The 16,761-nt window shown below is 68.0% G+C and carries 16 protein-coding genes; 8 read left to right on the top strand and 8 right to left on the bottom strand.

Features of this window, described 5'->3' with window-relative positions; all coding sequences use genetic code 11:
• Positions 1-3 precede the first annotated feature (3 nt).
• The gene (locus tag H6717_09710; protein MCB9577287.1) at positions 4-2,748 is read left to right on the top strand and encodes a protein kinase; all 2,745 of its coding nucleotides are present in this window, start codon (positions 4-6) and stop codon (positions 2,746-2,748) included.
• 226 nt (positions 2,749-2,974) lie between these two features.
• On the opposite strand, the gene H6717_09705 is transcribed toward H6717_09710, so the two are convergent.
• From H6717_09705 to H6717_09680, 6 genes are all read right to left on the bottom strand, one after another.
• Positions 2,975-3,901, bottom strand: coding sequence for a hypothetical protein (locus H6717_09705; GenBank protein MCB9577286.1), 927 nt, complete (start codon positions 3,899-3,901; stop codon positions 2,975-2,977).
• Positions 3,888-4,373, bottom strand: coding sequence for a hypothetical protein (locus tag H6717_09700; GenBank protein MCB9577285.1), 486 nt, complete (start codon positions 4,371-4,373; stop codon positions 3,888-3,890). Before H6717_09700 ends, H6717_09705 begins: the two co-directional genes overlap by 14 nt.
• Positions 4,374-4,481: 108 nt before the next feature.
• Entirely contained in the window at positions 4,482-5,087 is a 606-nt protein-coding gene (locus tag H6717_09695) for a prepilin-type N-terminal cleavage/methylation domain-containing protein (protein ID MCB9577284.1), read from the bottom strand.
• Positions 5,088-5,223: 136 nt separating this feature from the next.
• Positions 5,224-5,787 (bottom strand): type II secretion system protein, encoded by a 564-nt coding sequence (locus H6717_09690; GenBank protein ID MCB9577283.1) that lies wholly within the window; start codon positions 5,785-5,787, stop codon positions 5,224-5,226.
• A 155-nt stretch (positions 5,788-5,942) separates the two neighbouring features.
• Positions 5,943-6,503, bottom strand: a complete 561-nt coding sequence (locus H6717_09685; GenBank protein MCB9577282.1) for a prepilin-type N-terminal cleavage/methylation domain-containing protein — start codon at positions 6,501-6,503, stop codon at positions 5,943-5,945.
• Between the two features lie 65 nt (positions 6,504-6,568).
• The gene (locus H6717_09680) at positions 6,569-7,996 is read right to left on the bottom strand and encodes a sigma-54-dependent Fis family transcriptional regulator (GenBank protein ID MCB9577281.1); all 1,428 of its coding nucleotides are present in this window, start codon (positions 7,994-7,996) and stop codon (positions 6,569-6,571) included.
• A 108-nt stretch (positions 7,997-8,104) separates the two neighbouring features.
• On the opposite strand from H6717_09680, the gene H6717_09675 reads away from it, so the two are divergent.
• A complete protein-coding gene (locus tag H6717_09675; GenBank protein ID MCB9577280.1) occupies positions 8,105-9,730 on the top strand; it encodes a hypothetical protein in 1,626 nt (541 codons plus the stop codon).
• Here the strand turns inward: H6717_09675 and H6717_09670 are convergent.
• Both H6717_09670 and H6717_09665 read right to left on the bottom strand, forming a co-directional pair.
• Entirely contained in the window at positions 9,723-10,916 is a 1,194-nt protein-coding gene (locus H6717_09670) for a gliding motility protein (GenBank protein ID MCB9577279.1), read from the bottom strand. The genes H6717_09675 and H6717_09670 overlap by 8 nt on opposite strands.
• A gap of 42 nt (positions 10,917-10,958) precedes the next feature.
• Positions 10,959-11,834 carry a rhomboid family intramembrane serine protease gene (locus tag H6717_09665; GenBank protein ID MCB9577278.1) on the bottom strand — a complete coding sequence of 292 codons (876 nt, stop codon included), beginning with the start codon at positions 11,832-11,834 and terminating at the stop codon, positions 10,959-10,961.
• A gap of 187 nt (positions 11,835-12,021) precedes the next feature.
• On the opposite strand from H6717_09665, the gene H6717_09660 reads away from it, so the two are divergent.
• From H6717_09660 to H6717_09635, 6 genes are all read left to right on the top strand, one after another.
• Entirely contained in the window at positions 12,022-12,660 is a 639-nt protein-coding gene (locus H6717_09660) for an RNA polymerase sigma factor (GenBank protein MCB9577277.1), read from the top strand.
• Positions 12,657-13,250, top strand: a complete 594-nt coding sequence (locus H6717_09655; protein MCB9577276.1) for a hypothetical protein — start codon at positions 12,657-12,659, stop codon at positions 13,248-13,250. Before H6717_09660 ends, H6717_09655 begins: the two co-directional genes overlap by 4 nt.
• The gene (locus H6717_09650; protein ID MCB9577275.1) at positions 13,247-13,819 is read left to right on the top strand and encodes a hypothetical protein; all 573 of its coding nucleotides are present in this window, start codon (positions 13,247-13,249) and stop codon (positions 13,817-13,819) included. The genes H6717_09655 and H6717_09650 overlap by 4 nt, the downstream gene beginning before the upstream one ends.
• Entirely contained in the window at positions 13,816-14,283 is a 468-nt protein-coding gene (locus H6717_09645; protein MCB9577274.1) for a hypothetical protein, read from the top strand. The genes H6717_09650 and H6717_09645 overlap by 4 nt, the downstream gene beginning before the upstream one ends.
• Positions 14,271-15,224 (top strand): lysophospholipid acyltransferase family protein, encoded by a 954-nt coding sequence (locus tag H6717_09640; GenBank protein ID MCB9577273.1) that lies wholly within the window; start codon positions 14,271-14,273, stop codon positions 15,222-15,224. The genes H6717_09645 and H6717_09640 overlap by 13 nt, the downstream gene beginning before the upstream one ends.
• Positions 15,225-15,318: 94 nt before the next feature.
• Positions 15,319-16,761 carry a DnaJ domain-containing protein gene (locus tag H6717_09635; protein ID MCB9577272.1) on the top strand — a complete coding sequence of 481 codons (1,443 nt, stop codon included), beginning with the start codon at positions 15,319-15,321 and terminating at the stop codon, positions 16,759-16,761.

The following is a 16,761-nucleotide window of genomic DNA, read 5'->3' as shown; positions in this document are numbered from 1 at the left end:
CCGGTGCAGCCAGCTAGACCTTTCGGACCCTTCGAGCTCTACGAGCGGATCAGCGTGGGCGGCATGGCCGAGGTGTTCCGTGCTCGGCACCGGGACAGCGGCCAGATCGTCGCCTTGAAGCGGATCCTGCCGAACGTCGCAGAAGACGACGAGTTCATTGCTTTGTTCCACGACGAGGCGCGCATCGCGAGCCACCTCACCCACCCGAACATCGCCCGCATCGTGGACATCGGCGAGGTCAACGGTAGCCACTACATCGCGCTGGAGTACATCGACGGGCGGCCGCTGCGTGCGCTCATCGATCGCTCGGCGTCCAGCAGCCAGCCGCTGCCCATCGACGTCAGCGTGCACATCGCGATGGAGATGTGCCGCGCCCTCTCCTACGCCCACGACCGCACGGACGCGCAGAATCGACCGCTGTCCATCGTTCACCGCGACGTGAGCCCGCAGAACATCCTGATTTCCTTCGCGGGCGAGGTGAAGATCATCGATTTTGGCATCGCCAAGGCGGCCGGCAAGATCACCCGCACCCAGGCCGGAATGATCAAGGGCAAGGCGGGCTACATGTCGCCGGAGCAGATCCAAGGCCAGAACGTGGACCGCCGGGCGGACGTGTTCGCCTTGGGCATTTGCGTTTGGGAAGCGCTCACGGCACAGCGCCTCTTCGACGGCCCGAACGAGCTGGCGGTGATGGAGAAAATTCGCTCCGCAGCGGTTCCCCCGCCCTCCCGCAGGAACCCCAGGGTCCCTCCGGACCTGGAGCGGGCGGTCCTCAAGGCCCTCGCCAAGGACCCAATTGAGAGGTACGCTACTGCGTCAGAATTCGAAGAGGATTTGCGCAAGTGCGCGGCGAGGCTGGCCGCGCCGGGAACCGCGGCTCGGGTCGCCGCGCTGATGAGCCAAATGTTTCCAGAGGAGGCGGCCAGAAGCCGTGCTGCCGGCCAGGAGAGCAACCGGATGAGTGAAAAGGGCGGTTCTGACTTGGACGTGTTCAACGGGTTGGCGAAGAAGGGTTCTGCGCCGGCCGCGCCCACGTCCGACCGGCGCGCACCGCCGCCCGTGAAGAAGACCCTTCTCGGGTTGCAGGCTCCGCCCCCTCCCGTGAGTCGTCCGGTGCCCTCTCGGCCACCGAGCCTACCTGGCCCGCCGCCTCCCAGCCGCAAGTCGGGCCCCGCCCCCATCCCCAGCCGCCCCCTGCCGCCGCCGCCCAGCATGCCACGGGCCGCATCCGGGCGCCCCGGGCCGTTGCCACCCAAGCCCCCGCCGGCCACCGCCGCGCCGGTGGACATGGACTGGGACGACGAAGACGAGAAGACGGCCATCTTCGACAAGTCCGGCCCGGACGACGCCGCGAGCGCGCTGCTGCGGAGCGGCCCGCCGTCTCCTGCCGCGGGTGCACCCGCCCCCGCGCAGCGCATCGGCGCAGGCACCGCGGCGCTGCTCAGCGGCTCCGGTGGCACTGCGCCACCCAGCGGCCAGAATCCACCGTGGTCCGGGCCCCGACCGAGCGGCCCCGTGCCGCCCAGCATGCCGGCCATGCCGGGGATGCCGCCCAGCATGCCTGGGCAACAGAGCTTGCCGCCCCAGCAGCAAAGCCTGCCCCCCATGCAGCAGCAGCCGCCGGCGCAGGCCTACCCCGCGGCGCAACCCAGCGGCGGCAGCGGTAAGACGATCCTTCTCGCAGTCGCTGCGTTGCTCACCGTCGGCCTCATCGGGGCCCTCGCGGTGTTCCTCATTCCGCGTCAGGGCACCCTCGTCGTCACCGTCGCCGGTCCCGGCAGCAAGCCGGTGGACACCGTGCAGGTATTCGTCGACGGCAACAAGAAGTGCGACACCTCGCCGTGCCGCGTGACGGACGTGAAGGCCGGCACCCACATGGTGAAGGTCACTGCCGCGGGCTATCAGCCCACCGCGGATCAAGCCGTGAAAGTGGCCAGCGGTGAGGACGCCGTCGTCAACGTCGCGCTCCTCCTCGCCAGTGAAGGCACCGGCATTCGCGTGACCGCCGAGACCAGCGGCGCCGTGAAGCTGTCCGTGGACGGCAAAGAGATCGGCCCGCTGCCCCAGGAGATCAAGGACATGACTCCGGGGGAGCATGTCATCAAGGTGAGCGGCGAGCGTTACGAGGCGTTGGAAAAGCGCGTCAACGTCGAAGCCGACCAGATGCAGACGCTGGAGCCCAAGCTCAAGGTGGTCAAGGGCCTGGCGACCATCAAGCTCGGAAGCGATGCGGAAGGCGCCCGTGTGCTCCTGGTGAGCGGCGGCGAGCGGCGCCCCATCCCCAAGCTGCCCATCAAGGTGGACATCACCACGGACAAGCCCTGGAGCATCGTCGCCACCAAGAGCGGCTACGACGACTTCAAGAAGGACATCGTGTTCGAGGACGGCAAGGCCGAAGAGACCTTCGTCATCGACATGACCGAGAAGGGCAAGCCCAAGCCGCCGGAGCCCGCGGGCAAGGTGGCAACCGGCGGTCCCGCGCCCGGCCCGGGCCCCGGTCCCAAGCCCACCGCAGAAACGCCCAAGCCGGCCGCACCCTCGGGTCAGGGCACGCTCAACATCAACTCGATTCCCGTCTCCAACGTGATCTTGGACGGCCGCCCCTTGGGCACCACGCCGAAGGTCGGCATCAGCGTGAGCGCGGGCAACCACACCGTGGTGTTCATCCACGCCGAGCACGGTCGCAAGGTGCGCAGCGTGAGCGTCCCCGCCGGCGGGACGGCCACCGCCGCCGTGCGCTTCCCCTGACGCAGTGAGGCGCGACGCGCGATCTACGGATCGCGCCGCCTCGCCTCCCCGCGCCGTCGCTATCATCTACGGATCGCGCCGCCGCCTGCGATCTACGGATCGCACCGCCTCGCCGCCGCCTCGCGCCGTCGTTGATTTTGTTGGCGCGGCGCGAAGCCCGTCGCGAGCGGGCGGCGCGCCGCGACGGGCTTCGCGCCGGACCAACATTCCACCGGAGCTGGCGCCTTCAGCGTTGGTCTTTGCCCCAGGCCCGCCAGGTAGAGGCGCACTTGGGATCCGCGGAAGCGTCGAGGCCCGCGCACGCGCTGGGGTCGAAGGCCGGACCTATCACGAGCAGGGTGTCCTTGCGCGCGAAGGGCAAGTCCTTGCCCCACGCGTCGTGAAAGCGCTGGAAGCGTCGCTCGATCCGCTCTCGCTCCTGCTCGCCGAGCTCGCGCTGCAAGTAGCCGAGGGCGAGCTTGCGAATGCTCTCGTCGTCGCTCACGGCGAGCACCCGCTCCAGGAAATGAAGCGACGCCTCGCGCTGACCGGCCTTGGTGAAGATGCCGGCGGCGGTGATGCAGTGATACGGCAGGTTCTCGTTGTCGCCGAGGAGCTCGCAGGCGTGGGCCAGGCGCCGCGCGCCCTCGAGGCGCCACGCCTTCTTCACGGCGAGATCTTTGGTGTGAGCCGGCGCCAAGTACGCGAGGAACTGCCCCGCGGTGGTCCACAGCTCACCGTCCGTCGGAAATTCCTTCATGCCCCGCTCCAGGATCTCGCGGGCCTTGACCACGTCCTGCCAACGCGTGGGCTCCGGCTGCAACGTGAGCAGCGTATCGGCGAAGCGGTAGGGCGCACGAAAGCGCGGGTCCAACGTGTTGATGGTGTCGAGGTAGTTGCCGACGAACTCGAAGCGGCGGCGCTCCTGGAAGTGCAGTCCGTAGGAGACGAGCACGTGGGCGTAGATCAGATCCGCCATCGCCGAGCGAAAGCCCAAGCTGGCGACCACGCTCTGCTCGGGGGCCGGCAGGGTGTAGACGTCGCTCTGGGTGGACAGACCGTGGTAGCGATCCGCGAGGCCCGGTCGCGCTGCGGCGATGACCAGCGCGGCGATCCCGGCAACGACGACGGCGCCGAGCTGAGCGACGAGAGGTCCGCGCTCACTCGATTTCACGCGTCATCTCCAGGGGCGTCGTGACGGGCTCGGCCCCTGGCCGGGTGTGCCCGCCGATCTCGAAGGTGCTGAGCAGGCCGTCGCCGTCGAGATCCCCATGGGCCTTGGCCACGAAGTGCGCCTCTTGCGGAGTGTTGGCGCTGTCGAAGGCGAAGCTGAAGGAATGCGGGACCGTGAACGAGAGCTCGAGCTCCCGCCAGGTGGGGTTGTCCCAGGTGCCCGGTGGATCGGTCACGCGCTCACCCTCCGGCACCTGCGCCGGTGTGAGCGGGGCAGCCGGCGGATAGGCGGCCTCCGTGGGACGCCCCGCCGCCAACGCCGTCGCTCGAGTGGCCACGCGATTGAGTCCGTCGATGGGCTCCACCAAGCGGGACGCATGCAAGTTGCGAACGAAGGTAGGGAGCGCGGTGGCCACGACGGACGCGAGCACGGCCACGGCCACGGCCGCTTCGACGGGAGTCAGAGAGCGCACGGGCGGAGCGTAGCCAAGGGCGGCCGGTCACGCAAAAGGTACAAAAGGCCGCGCCCCCGCTCCGCATACGCGGGCAGGGGCGCGAGGCTCACACCAGGACTACGAGGATCACTCCTCGGGGTTGATCTCCTGCATGTTGGGGGCGATGAACACCTCGGTACCACCGCCTTCCGTCTTGACCTGGCCATCGATCTGGAAGGTGGACAGGATGTCGTCACCGTTCAGGTCGCCATTCGCAATGGCGGAGAAGCTGGCGCCCACAACACCCGCTGAGGCCACATCCGCGGGGCCAGTGTAGGTGTATTGATAGTACTGCGGGTCGTTCATCGAGAACTTCAAACAGGCGAAGCCCTCGTGGCTGCCGCCTGGGCCGGTCGCCGGCTGATCCGTGGTCCACTCCTGCGGCTTGGACTGGTACTTCTGACCTTTGATGGACGCGACAGCCACGGGGACGGCTGTGCCGTTCAGACACAGCCGGTTCACCACGCCAGTGCTGTCCCCCGCCGTCATGATCGAGGTGTCCATGCCTTCACGCGCGTACGCGGTAGCGGCATCCTTCGACATCTGACCGAGGGCGTTGCGCGCTTCAGCCGTCTTCGAGTTGGCGATGTACTTGCGGACGCCGTAGATGGCGAGGGCCGCGAGCACGCCGACGATGGCCACGACGATCATGAGCTCTACGAGGGTGAAGCCGCGCTTGAGTGACTTTTTCATGCTGTTCTCCTTGATTGCGCTGGGATGGGTGGACAGAGCTTTCCCGTGGCGGCGGGCCACCCGTTCCCGCGCGCGGTCGACTTTCTTTGCTTTTCCCGACCGTGCTGCGCCGGCCGGCTGAATGTTGCTTCGGCTGCTACTCCGATTCGTTCTCGATGTGGATGGCGGAGCTGACTCCATCTCCGCGAACGGTCACGAAGTAGGAGTAGATCCCGTTGTCGTTCTGATCGCCCGCAGCCTTGATCAAGACCCAAGGACCGGTGGGCGCGACGCTGCTGAAATTCGCTGCGGTGCCCGGCGCGGGAATGGCGTCGGTCTGCAGACCAGCGACGGCGACGTAACCGAACTGCACCGGCTCGTTGGCGCTCACGGCCAGCAAGCGCCACTTGGCGTAGTCCGTATGCGCCGGATTTGCCCAAGCCCACTTGGTCTTGTTGGGCGTGAGGTCCGTCTGCGGGTAGTAGTTGTTGATGTTGCTGGAGGCCGTCAGATAGGAACCGGTCTCTTCGCGGTAGGACTCTTCCGCCGAGCTGATCGCCCCGATCATGTGGATCGCTTCGGCGGTCTTGGCGGTGAAGATGTACTTGCGAACCCCAATCACCGCGAGGGTGACAAGCACGCCCGCGATGATGACGACGACCATCATCTCGACGAGGGTGTACCCACGTCGAGCGGAGCCGAAACTACGCGCAGTCGCCATCGCGGCAAGGAAAAGCAGCATTCGTGCCAGCGCAGGGAGCGTTTCCTGCGCAATTTGCTGCGGGGTGACTGACAAAAAGTGTCACCGCCCGCTCGGCCGGTGACAATTCACGGCGAAAACTCGTACCCGAGCGCACACGCTCCTACCCGGAGCGGTCACTCACCGTCGTTTTCGCGATAGATCTCGCCGTTCACGCTCGACGCCACGTACATCGACATCACACCGTTGGCGTCCATGTCGCCTGCGGCCTGGATCACGTACCAGGGCTCGTCCTGCTTGCCGGGCGCAGGCCAAGTCGGCTTCCCAGTGGTGGTGGGCAGCGTCATGGCGGTGAACGGAGGGCCCGCTTTCACCGCGTATCCAAACTGCACGGGCCCCGAGGTGGTGGGCGCCAAGAGCTTCCACTTCGGGTAGTCCACGTGGGTGGGCTGGTCCCAGGCGTATAGCGTCTTGTCCGGATTCGCCATCGGGTAATAGGTGTCGATCGTGCTGGAAACGTCGAGATACGCGCTATTTTCCGCGCGGTAGCGCTCCTCGGCGCTGCGGATGCTGCTGAGCATCGCCATCACCTCGACGCTGCGGCTGGAGAACACCTGCTTGCGAAACATGTAGATCCCGATGGCGCCGAGCACGCCGACGATGATCACCACCGCCATCAGCTCCACCAGGGTGAAGCCGCGGGCTCGCGAGGGTGTGGGCGCACTTCGGGTAGGCATGTCGGCCTGGATGGAAGCAGAGTTCGTACCAACGCAGCATACCGCGCCGGGTCGACGGGGGCGAATCAGCCGTCGTCCTCGTCGTCTCCAGACTCGGGGCCGTCTCCGTCCAGCGAGTGCTTGGCCAAGCGATAACGCAGGGATCGAAACGTGATGCCCAAGAGCTTTGCCGCCGCCTTGCGCACGCCACCCGTGCGCTCGAGGGCCTCCACCAGCATGCGACGCTCCACCTCGTTCAATAGCTCGTCGAGGTGGCAGCCCTCCGGCGGCAACTCCAGGAACCCGGAGGTGGGCCCCCCTGCCGAGCCACTCACCTCCATCGGGAGGTCGCCCAGCCCGATGGCCCTGGAGCCCGCCAGCGCTACTGCGCGTTCGATGATGTTCTCGAGCTCTCGGACGTTGCCCGGGAACTCGTAGCGCTCGAGAGCACGCAGGGCGTCGGGCGTCAGCGCCACGACGTCCTTGCCCATTTCCGCGGCGAAGCGCCGCACGAAGCGCTCCGTGAGCACGCGCACGTCGTCCCGACGCTCCCTGAGTGGTGGGATCTCCACTCGGATCACGTTCAAGCGGTAGTAGAGATCCTGACGGAAAGCCCCGGACTGTACGTCCGCTTCGATGTCACGGTTGGTGGCAGCCAGCACGCGGACGTCCACGGGCGTCTCTTGGGTGGCGCCCACGGCACGGACGGCCTTTTCCTGCAGTACCCGCAGGAGCTTCACCTGCAGGCTGGCGGGGAGCTCGCCGACTTCGTCCAGCAGGAGCGTGCCGCGGTCGGCCTCACGGAAGAGACCCGCGTGGCGAGTCTGGGCACCGGTGAAGGCGCCCTTTTCGTGGCCGAAGAGCTCGCTCTCCATCAGCGCTTCCGGCAAGGCACCGCAGTTCACCACCAAGAAGGGCTTGCCCTTGCGATCCGAACGGGCGTGGATCGCTCGCGCTATCCGTTCCTTGCCGGTGCCGCTCTGCCCCGTGATCAGCACCGTGGTGCGCGTGGGGGCGATGCGCTCCACCAGCTCGAGGAGGCGCACCATGGCGGGGCTCTTGCCGACCAAGTCCTCCTGCTCGCCGGAGAACCGCGCCTTGAGGCGCTGATTCTCGTTCACCAACTCCTGCTTCTCGAGGGCCTTGTCCACCAGCGCCGTGAGCTCGGCGGGCTCGAAGGGTTTGGTGACGAAGTCGTAAGCGCCGGACCGCATCGCCTCCACCGCGTTGGTGAGCGTGGAGTGTGCCGTGATCAGGATCACTTCCGTGGCCGGGTCCCGTTGCTTGGCGGCGGCCAGCACGTCGAGCCCGGAGCCGTCCGGCATCGCGAGATCCGTCAGCACCACCGGGAAGGGCTGCGGACTCCGTGCGATGGATTCCGCTGCGGCCCGATACCCCGGCGCGCTGGTCACCACGTACCCGCGCCGCTTGAACAGGATCTCCAGCATTTGCCGAAGTCCCGGCTCGTCGTCCACGACGAGGATCTTTCGCGGCGCCGGAACGAAGGAGTCCATCTCTGCCGCTATCTACCATTTGCGCCCCGATCTGGCGTTGATCGCCATCCGGCTTGCATCGTCGACGGACCCGGCTCACCCTTGTGTCAGTCTCTTAAGCGCTTGACCATGTTGGAAAATCGAAGCTGGAAATGCTGGGCTGTCGGCCTCGCGCTGTGCGTGGTCGGCTGCGGCAGCGGCGCCGACGACATCGGCGCGGCCGGGGCTGGTGGCAGCGGCGGTGGCAGCCAGCTCGATCTGCCGAGCTCCCTCACCTTCGAGACGCCCGCCACGCTCACGATGATCCCGGGAGAAGCCCGGGAGGTCACCGTGGTGGCCAGCCCCGCAAGGAGCTATCCGGTGCACTTCGTGCTGCTCGGGCAGTTCGAGGACGCATCCCTGGACCGTAGTGAGGCGACCACGGGCGAGGACGGCCGGGCGACGATCCAACTGGTGGCACCAACGGTCCCGACGACGTTCTCGTTGCGAGCCTCGGTGGGAGATTCCGTAACGGCACAGGCCGGCGTCTCCGTCAGCGCGAGCGGTTTCGCGTCCCTGCAGGTGGAGCCGAGCTACTCCGGCAAGCGGGAGATCACCGGTTGGGTGGCCAGCGTGCGTGCCGGAAGCACCTGCGCCGAGCTGGTCGGCAATCCCCCGCCGGACGGCGACTTGAAGAGTGGCGCCGTCGCCGGACAGATCCCGCAGGTCGAAGGGGTTCCGATAGGTCCAGTGCTCGCCGTTGGGCTGCGCTCCGGCTACTACATCTACGGCTGCAAGGAGATCTCGAAGCTCACGCCCGGGGAAATCAACACCACGGTGGTCCCCGTGAGCGACGTGCCGGTGAAGGTCGACGAGACGGATCTGCTCGTCAGCCTGACGCTCGATTCCTCCTCCGAGCCTTGGAACCAGACCTTCGCCAACACCTTGAGCGAGGCCGGGATGGCAGCCCTGGGAGGGGCCAGCGACGACGTGAGCGCGCTGCTCGAAGACATGCAGCTGGTGACCCCCACCACGCAGGATGCGACGGCGTTCGACGCGCAGAGCACGGCGGCGGACTGGCACGGCGCACTCACGGCGGCGCTGGGAGGCGCAAACGTCGCGCCCACGATCATTCGCGACAAGATCGCCGCATTCATGCAAGCCGGCGCCAAAAACCTCACGGGGGCGGCCTTCGAGGGCAGCCTGGTCTCGGCTGGCAAGGGGTCCGGGCAAGCGACCTTCGAGCTTGCCACCATCGCTGGGATGGATGCGGAAACGGCCGGCTTCTCGACCACCAACAACGCCAGCTGGCAGAGCGATCCCGGCGACACCGTGCTGCTCGGCACCAAGCTCTACACCATCCCTTCCATGCTGTTCACGGCGATGGCCTTGGGTCCGGCAAAGGACGCGGCACCGACCGCGATCTCGGTGCCCGGCGCGCTCGGAGATCTTCTCGCTTGCGACGACGTCGCGGCAGCGCTGGTCGCCGCCGGCGAAAAGCCCGGGCAGAGCTACGCGGGGTGTGACGGCGTGTGCACCAAGACGCTCTGCCGCGCGGCCCTCTCGGCGCAGTGGGAACGCGTGAAGCAAGCGACGGCAGACAGCGGCAGCCCCGCCGCCACGCTGGTGCTGAGCGCCACCGGCTTGGCCGACGTCGACCAGTATGCTCGCCCCACCAGCTTCTACGGCACCTGGGTCGGCACTGTGGCCATCGGCGCCAAGAAGAACAACGTGAGCGGCAGCGCGACGGGTTCCGAGCCGCCGCCGCCTAAGTGAAGCGCGCCCGCGCCTGCGCCAGCTCGAGCGCGAAGACGTAGGCGGCAAGCGCATCCCGGTCCCCGAGGGGGGCGCCGGAGCGAGCATCGCGCACCCGCGCTCGGAGCTCGAGGTAGCGCGGGCCCGGCACTCCCAAGAGCATCACCGCCAGCGCCGGGTCGCGGGGTGCCTCCCCGCCCGCGATGGCGCCGAGGCCAGCAAGCACACGGGACACCAGCCGATCGACGGCCAAGATCGCTTCGTTCGCGTCGCGACGGCCGAGGGCCTGCTCCACGGCCCCCACCAGCGGCCGCTCGGCGGGTGAAAACAGCAGCGCGAAGCTCGGCGCGCCCGCCGCGACCGGCGCCGGCTCCACCACTTCTACAGCGACCTCGGGCTCCGGCCGCGCGTTGCCCACGGGCGGTACCCTCAGACTGGGCCAGGTGGACGGGCGGCGGGGACCTTCCTGTACCGACGGAGGCACGGGGGTCGGTTCCATCTCGGCTGCGGGCGGCGCCGCCTCGGCGGGCGGGTTCGCGGGCGGGTTCGTCTCGGCTCGGAGCACCTCCGCCAGGCCCCCCTCGGGCAGCACGAGCTCGGGAGCGCGTTCTCCGGAAATGGGAACGCGGCGCTCGAAGTCGCGCAGCACCGCCCGCGCGATGGCGTCCAGGGCTTCGTAGATCCCCGCGCCGTGCACGGCGACGGACTCGAAGGCCGGAGCGGACAGCAGGTTCAGTCGTCGGCCCAGCTCGTCCGCGGGGAGCACGCCGGGGAGGTCGCGCTTGTTGTACTGCAGCACGTGCGGCACCTGATCCAAAGCGCGGCCGTGCTCGCGCAGATTGTCGATCAGGTTTTCCAGGCTCTCGAGGTTGGCATCCAGCCGCTCACGCTGGGAGTCCACCACCAGCACGATGCCATCGGCGCCGGTCAACACCAGCTTGCGGGTGGCGTTGTAGTAGACCTGGCCGGGCACCGTGAACAGCTGCAGACGCACGCTCATGCCTCGAAGCGCGGGTAGGCGCACGGGCAGGAAGTCGAAGTACAGCGTGCGGTCCACCGGTGTGGCCAAGCTCACCAAGCGACCGCGATGCTCCGGCCGAGCGGTGGCGTGGACGTGCTGCAGGCTCGTGGTTTTTCCGCCGAGCCCCGGCCCGTAATAGACGATTTTGAACACCAACTCGCGAGCGAGCGGGTTGACCACCGGCATGGGGCGCCGAGGATAGCACCCGGACCCGCGCCGAGAGGCGAGCTATTCGATGCCGGCCTGGATCTCGGCCTGCTTGGCCCGCTGCCAATAGGGTGAACGCAGCGAGAGCGCAACGGACGCGAAGCTCGCGAGCACGAGAATTCCCGCCAGCGCGTTGAACCAGAGCGCCCGCTTCCACGGGCGCTTCTCCTTGTAGAACAGGTAGCCGAGGGGCAGCCCGGTGAGTGCCCCGCCGATGTGAGCGGCGTTGTTGACCGGCCACGCGATGGCGAAGATCACCGCGTAGATCACCACCCGGGTGAGGAACTGCTTCCACGCTGGATCGCGCGCGGCGTAGAGGTAGCCCACGAGGACACCGACCAGGCCGAAGAGCCCCGCGCTGGCACCGCCAGTGAACGCGGGCTCCTGTCGGAACGCGTACCAGAAGTCGCTCACGACGAAGCCGGCGATACTGGTCCCGAGAAAGATCACGGCGAAGCGACCGGAGCCCAACCGTTGCTCCACCACGCGACCGAGATCCCAGAGCGCCATGCCATTGAAGACGATGTGCAGCAGACCGAAATGCACGAAGGTTGCCGAGAGGTAGCGCCAAGGCTCGGCGTGGCTCACCGGTGGCAAGCCAAGGAGCGCACTGGTGACGTCCGAGGGCATCGCGCCCCAACGCAAACCCTCGCTGATGCGAACGCCTCCCAGGAGCGACGCGGACTTCCCCGTCACCGCCATCAGCACGAATTCGATCGCGCACATGCCCAGGAACAAGCGCGTGAGCGGAGCCTCTCGCCCCAGCGCGCTGTAGAAGGTGTCCAGCAGACCGCTGGCGAGGGGGCCCGGCAGCCGCTGCCCGCAGCGGTAGCACACGCGCTCCTCCGCCCCGTTGAGGCCGCCGCACTTGGGGCAAACGCGAGAGGAGTGGGCCATGGGGCGGGCTATCATCGAGCCCTGGGCCCCGAGCGCAAGCCCGATCCCGCCCGGCAACGAAATCATGCTGAACAAATAGGCGTAAGGCGGGGCCACGGTGCCGCGTTGTTCGAGCATGGACGCTTCCGTCGCCACCCTGCCCCAAGGGCTGGGCCTGCCGCTCTCCAGCGGCTGGCTCAGAGGGCTCATGCCCTGGCGAGGGGACTTGTGTACAGTCGCCGCCGTGCAGCACGCCGAGGACTCGGACGAGCTGGCGGAGGAGCGCCAACTGTGCGAGCGCGCCCAAACGGGTGATCGCGACGCCCTGGGTGCCATTCTGCGACAGCACGGTCCCCGGCTGTACCGCAGCGTTCTGCTGCCCCGCCTGGGGAGCACGGCGGCGGCGGAGGAGGCATTGTCCACCACCTACATGAAGGTGGTCGAGCGCTTCCATCAGTTCACTTGGCAGAACGTGGGCGTGTATCCCTGGCTTCGAGTGGTGGCGCTACGCGTGGCGCTCGACCAGCTGCGCCAGCGCAAGCGCGAAGTGCTGTTCGAGCCGGATGACGTGCAGCGCGAGATCGACGCCGCGGGCGCCGAACAGCGTGATGCGGACGCCGTCGAGCGCCACGACCTCGCCGTCGCCCGCCAGCGGGTGGAGGTCGCCCTCGGACGCATCAACCCGCGCTACGCCTTGGCAATCCGCCTGCGGGTTCTCGAAGAGCGATCCCGCGAGGAGGCGGCGAAAGAGCTGGACGTCAGCGTGTCCACCTTCGACGTGGTACTCCATCGGGCGATGAGCGCCCTGCGCAAGCTGTTGGCCGCAGACGGAGGTCTCGGGACATGACCACCCGCGACGACGATCTGCTCGAGCTGCTTGCTCCCGAGGTGGAGGAAGAGCTGGCCTCCGCCCTGCGATCGGCGTGGTCCCCCGCGCCGCTGGACGCCGCCCTGAACGAAGCGTTGATCGCGCAAGCCCTCGAAGATCCGCTGGCAGAGCCCACGGAAGAGGAGCTGGTGGAGAGCGAGCGGCTGCGCCAGGCGTTGGAGGGCCAAGGCAGCCATCCGAACGCGGACCTTGCCCGAGCCCTGGCGCTCGCGGCGGCGCCTGCGCCCCTGCCCCACCCCACGGCGGACGCCATCGCCCAGCGGGCGCTGGCTGCGAAGGCCGAGAAGAGCAACCTGGTCTACGTGGTCTTCGGCAGCGCCGCAGCCGCCCTGGCCCTGGCGGCGTCGATCCTGCTGTTCGTCTCTGCGGGACACTCGCCGCAAAGCGTGGCGCGGGCCGCGCGAGACCTGGCCCAGTCACGCTCCACGGCGCCGCTGTTCCACGAGAAGTTCGACGCTGCCGACACCACGGCCCGCATCGATCGCATCGCCCTCGCCCGCGCCCGGGACCTTCGCTCCAACCGCTACGCCTTGTGGGGGGTGCGATGACGCGCTTGCGCGCCCTGTGTCTGCTGATCGCCGTGGCGTTGACGTTGGCGCTCGCTGGCTGCAGCCGCAACGAGGACCTGCCCACGGGAACCGACGACGCGGGCCGACCCGTGGATCCCGCCCTCTTGGCGTTCCTGTCCCGCGCGCGCTCCGCGCATCACATCGCGGACGGCGCGGAAGAGAAGGACGATCTCGGGCGTGCCGTGGAGGTGCTGCGCGGTCTGGTGGCCGGACCGCTACCCAGCGGCAACCCACCCGAAGTGCGAGAGGTCCTGAGCGACACGCGGGCCCGCCTTGCGGATCTGGAGAGCCGTCGCGGCAACTTCGACAAGGCCGCTCGGGACGTGGACGACGGCCTGGAGCTGGCCACGGAAACCACCTACTTCCGAGGGCATCTGTTCGAGGTTCGAGGCCTGGTCGAAGAACGCCGCGCAAAGGCTCTGGAAAAAGAAGAGAAGACCTCCGAGGCCCAGGCCGCGAAGAAGCGCGCGCTGGATGCCTTCGAGGAGTCCATGAAGATCCAGGCGGAGGTCATCAAGAAGGCCGTGCCCACGGAGGCTGGCCCGTGAGACGCAAGCTCGGCGGCGCTCTGCTTTCCGCCTTGCTCTCCGCGTGCGGTGGCAGCGCGCCGCCGGCCAACGCTCCATCCAGCGGCTCCCCCGAAGATGGCCAAGGCGCCGAGCCCGCGGGCTACCAGCAACCGGGACAGTTCCAGCAGCAGGGGTATCCGACGCCGGTGGGCGGCAGCACCAGCACCGGCGGATTCGCCGAGCCACCGGCGGACGCGCTGGGCCCCACCCTGCGTACCGTGGAGGAAGCCGAGACGGCGCTCTCCAATGCTGCCACGGAGCTCGACAGCGCCGGGGACGACTGCACCACCGCGTGCAAGGCGCTAGCGTCGATGCGGCGGTCCAGTCAGCGCATCTGCGAGCTGAACGGCCCGGACGACCCCGATCAGCGCTGCAAGCAGGCCGAAGAGCGGGTGGAGGCGGCGGAGAAGCGGGTCCAGGATCGATGCGCGTGCACGCGCTGACGACGCGGGATCGGCGCGTAGGGGGCGAGTGGACCGCGCCCCAACAGGTGAAGAACACGCTGATCGTGTGGCTGGTTCGAGCGCTCCTGGCCGTCGTGGATCGTGTGCCGCCCCGGGTGCTGGTGCCCCTGGGAGGAGCGCTGGGGTGGCTCACTGGCGTGGTCACACCAACGACGCGCCGGACCACGGCGCGCGATCTGTCGCGGGTACTTCAGCGTGAAACGCCAACGGCACTTCGCTGCTACACGCGTGCGGGAGAGAACCTCGCGCTCTGCCTGTTGCTGCGTCGACCGTCGATCGCCGCTCGCGAGCTGGTGGCGTTCGACCCGGAATCCGAACGCGAGCTTCGGAGTGTGCTCTCCCGCGGGCGCGGGTGCGTATTCGTAAGCGCCCATGTCGGCCCCTTCGAAGCCGTTGCTGCGCTGGTGGCGGAGCTCGGCCTCGACCCCGCGGTGGTCGTTCGCGAAAGCTACGACGCACGCCTCGACCCCATCGTCGACGCCCATCGCATCGGACGAGGCGTCGAGGTCATTCACCGCGGACGACCCGGCGCCGCCGCGCGACTGCTGCGCGCGCTGCGCCAAGGGCGACCAGTGGGCATCCTTCCGGACCTCGGCGGGCGCGTGGCGTCGGAGCCCGCAGAACTGTGCGGCCAGCGGGTGGACTGGCCCATTGGTCCCCAGCGGGTCGCGCTCCGCACCGGAGCGCCCGTCATTGTCGGCGTCCTCGAACGAACCACCAGCCACGGCCCGCTGCCTCGCTTTCGCCTGGTCCTGAAGGAAGTGTCCGCCGGGAACGAGGTGGACCTAACGCAACGCGTTACCAATGCCGTTTCCTCGGCAATTTTGCGGTCCCCCGCGGATTGGCTGTGGATGTCCGGCCGCTTCTCGACGCCGCCCAGCCTCAACGGGTCATTGCACAAAAATACCCGAAAACGCTAACATTCCCGGCCGAGTGTCCCCAAGCTGGGGGGCGGTTCAGCCGGTGAGTTCCAACGAAGATGCCCGAACGCCTCGTCCCGTCGAAGGCGTGGACATGCGCGGTCTGCCCATCGGGCCGGAGGAAGCGTTTGTCCTGTCGCGGGTCGATGGCCGCACCAGCGAGGCCGACATCGCCGCCGCTACCGGGATGGAGCAAGGGCGGATTCAAGAAACCCTCACGCGCTTGGCAGAGCTCGGCGCGATCGAGTACGGCGCCCTACCTCCCCCGACACCGCCTCCCCCCTCCGAGGAACACCCATCCGTTCCACCGGGCCGCCGCTTGGCGCGCCCAATCGTCGAGACCACGGAGGTTCACGGCTCCGAATGGTCACATCCCGCCGCAGCCCTGTATGACCCCGCAGAGCTCGACGAGGCCGTGGATTTGGAGCTGCCTCGAAAACGCATGATCCTCGATCGCTTCTATCGCCTCGACTCGGCGAACCACTACGAAGTGCTCGGCGTGGAACCCGGGGCGGACAAGAAGGAGATCAAGGACGCCTACTTTCGCGCGGTCAGCGTGCTGCACCCGGATCGCTACTTCGGCAAGAATCTAGGCAATTTCAAGCCCAAGCTGGATCGCATCTTTCAGCACCTGACCGAAGCCCACGACGTGCTGACGCGCAAGCAGAGCCGCGAAGAGTACGACGCCTACCTCGCCACCCAGGCCAAGAATCGGGACCTCGAGCAGCTGCTGGGCGACGAGCGCTCCCAGGCACAGGAGCTGGAGAAGATCCGTCGGCGGATCGAGGAAGAGGCCCGCGTCGCCGAGCGCGCGACGTACCGGCCGGAGCCCCGCCCCGCGGATCCCGAAGCGCGACGCCGGGCGCTGGCGCGAAAGCTCCGGGGCTCCATTCCGCCGGGACAGCGCTCGTCCGCGCCCCCGGCGCCCTCTGCGCCGCCCGCCAGCAAGGCGCAGGTGCAGGAGCACGTCGCGGAAGACCTCCGCCGACGCTACGAGCAACGTCTGGTGACGGCCCGCGGTGACCAGGTCCAACGCTACGTGGACGCCGCGGAAGCCGCGCTGAAGGAAAGGAACGTGGTGAACGCGGCCAACGCCCTGCGTATCGCAGCGTCCCTCGCTCCCGACGACCAGAGCCTCGCGGACCGACTCCAAGAAGTGCAGCAGCGCGCCAACACCGAGCTGGCGGACAGCTATCTCGACCAAGCGCGCTATGAGGAGAGAAACGGCCGCCCATTGGAGGCTGCGGCCTCCTACGAACGTGCTGCGCGGGGCAAACCGAGCGCCATCGTGTGGGAACGGGCAGCGGCCTGCCTGCTGGAAGGCGACGGCGATCTGCGCCATGCCGCCGAGCTCGCCAAGAAGGCCATCCGCTTGGCCTCGAAAGCAGCCGAACCGCGGAGCACCCTGGCCAAGATCTACGTGAATGCCGGCATGAAGGAGAGCGCCCTGCTCGAATTTGAGCGCGCCAGCCAGCTTGCGCCGGACGATGATAGCATCAAAGACTGGATAAAACGCCTGAAGCGCGGCGACGCCTGA

It is taken from the genome of Polyangiaceae bacterium (genome assembly GCA_020633235.1).
GTDB lineage: Bacteria > Myxococcota_A > Polyangia > Polyangiales > Polyangiaceae > JACKEA01.
Note: the sequence above shows the minus strand (reverse complement) of the source record. Positions and strands in the feature narration are given on the sequence as shown.

Bases quoted from the DNA above. Each gene is read 5' to 3' on its own strand.
- H6717_09660 (MCB9577277.1), top strand. From the start codon at position 12,022: ATGCCCTGGCGAGGGGACTTGTGTACAGTCGCCGCCGTGCAGCACGCC.
- H6717_09655 (MCB9577276.1), top strand. From the start codon at position 12,657: ATGACCACCCGCGACGACGATCTGCTCGAGCTGCTTGCTCCCGAGGTG.
- H6717_09665 (MCB9577278.1), bottom strand. From the start codon at position 11,834: ATGGCCCACTCCTCTCGCGTTTGCCCCAAGTGCGGCGGCCTCAACGGG.
- H6717_09635 (MCB9577272.1), top strand. From the start codon at position 15,319: ATGCGCGGTCTGCCCATCGGGCCGGAGGAAGCGTTTGTCCTGTCGCGG.
- H6717_09650 (MCB9577275.1), top strand. From the start codon at position 13,247: ATGACGCGCTTGCGCGCCCTGTGTCTGCTGATCGCCGTGGCGTTGACG.
- H6717_09690 (MCB9577283.1), bottom strand. From the start codon at position 5,787: ATGGCGACTGCGCGTAGTTTCGGCTCCGCTCGACGTGGGTACACCCTC.
- H6717_09670 (MCB9577279.1), bottom strand. From the start codon at position 10,916: ATGCCGGTGGTCAACCCGCTCGCTCGCGAGTTGGTGTTCAAAATCGTC.
- H6717_09695 (MCB9577284.1), bottom strand. From the start codon at position 5,087: ATGAAAAAGTCACTCAAGCGCGGCTTCACCCTCGTAGAGCTCATGATC.
- H6717_09680 (MCB9577281.1), bottom strand. From the start codon at position 7,996: ATGGACTCCTTCGTTCCGGCGCCGCGAAAGATCCTCGTCGTGGACGAC.
- H6717_09675 (MCB9577280.1), top strand. From the start codon at position 8,105: ATGTTGGAAAATCGAAGCTGGAAATGCTGGGCTGTCGGCCTCGCGCTG.
- H6717_09685 (MCB9577282.1), bottom strand. From the start codon at position 6,503: ATGCCTACCCGAAGTGCGCCCACACCCTCGCGAGCCCGCGGCTTCACC.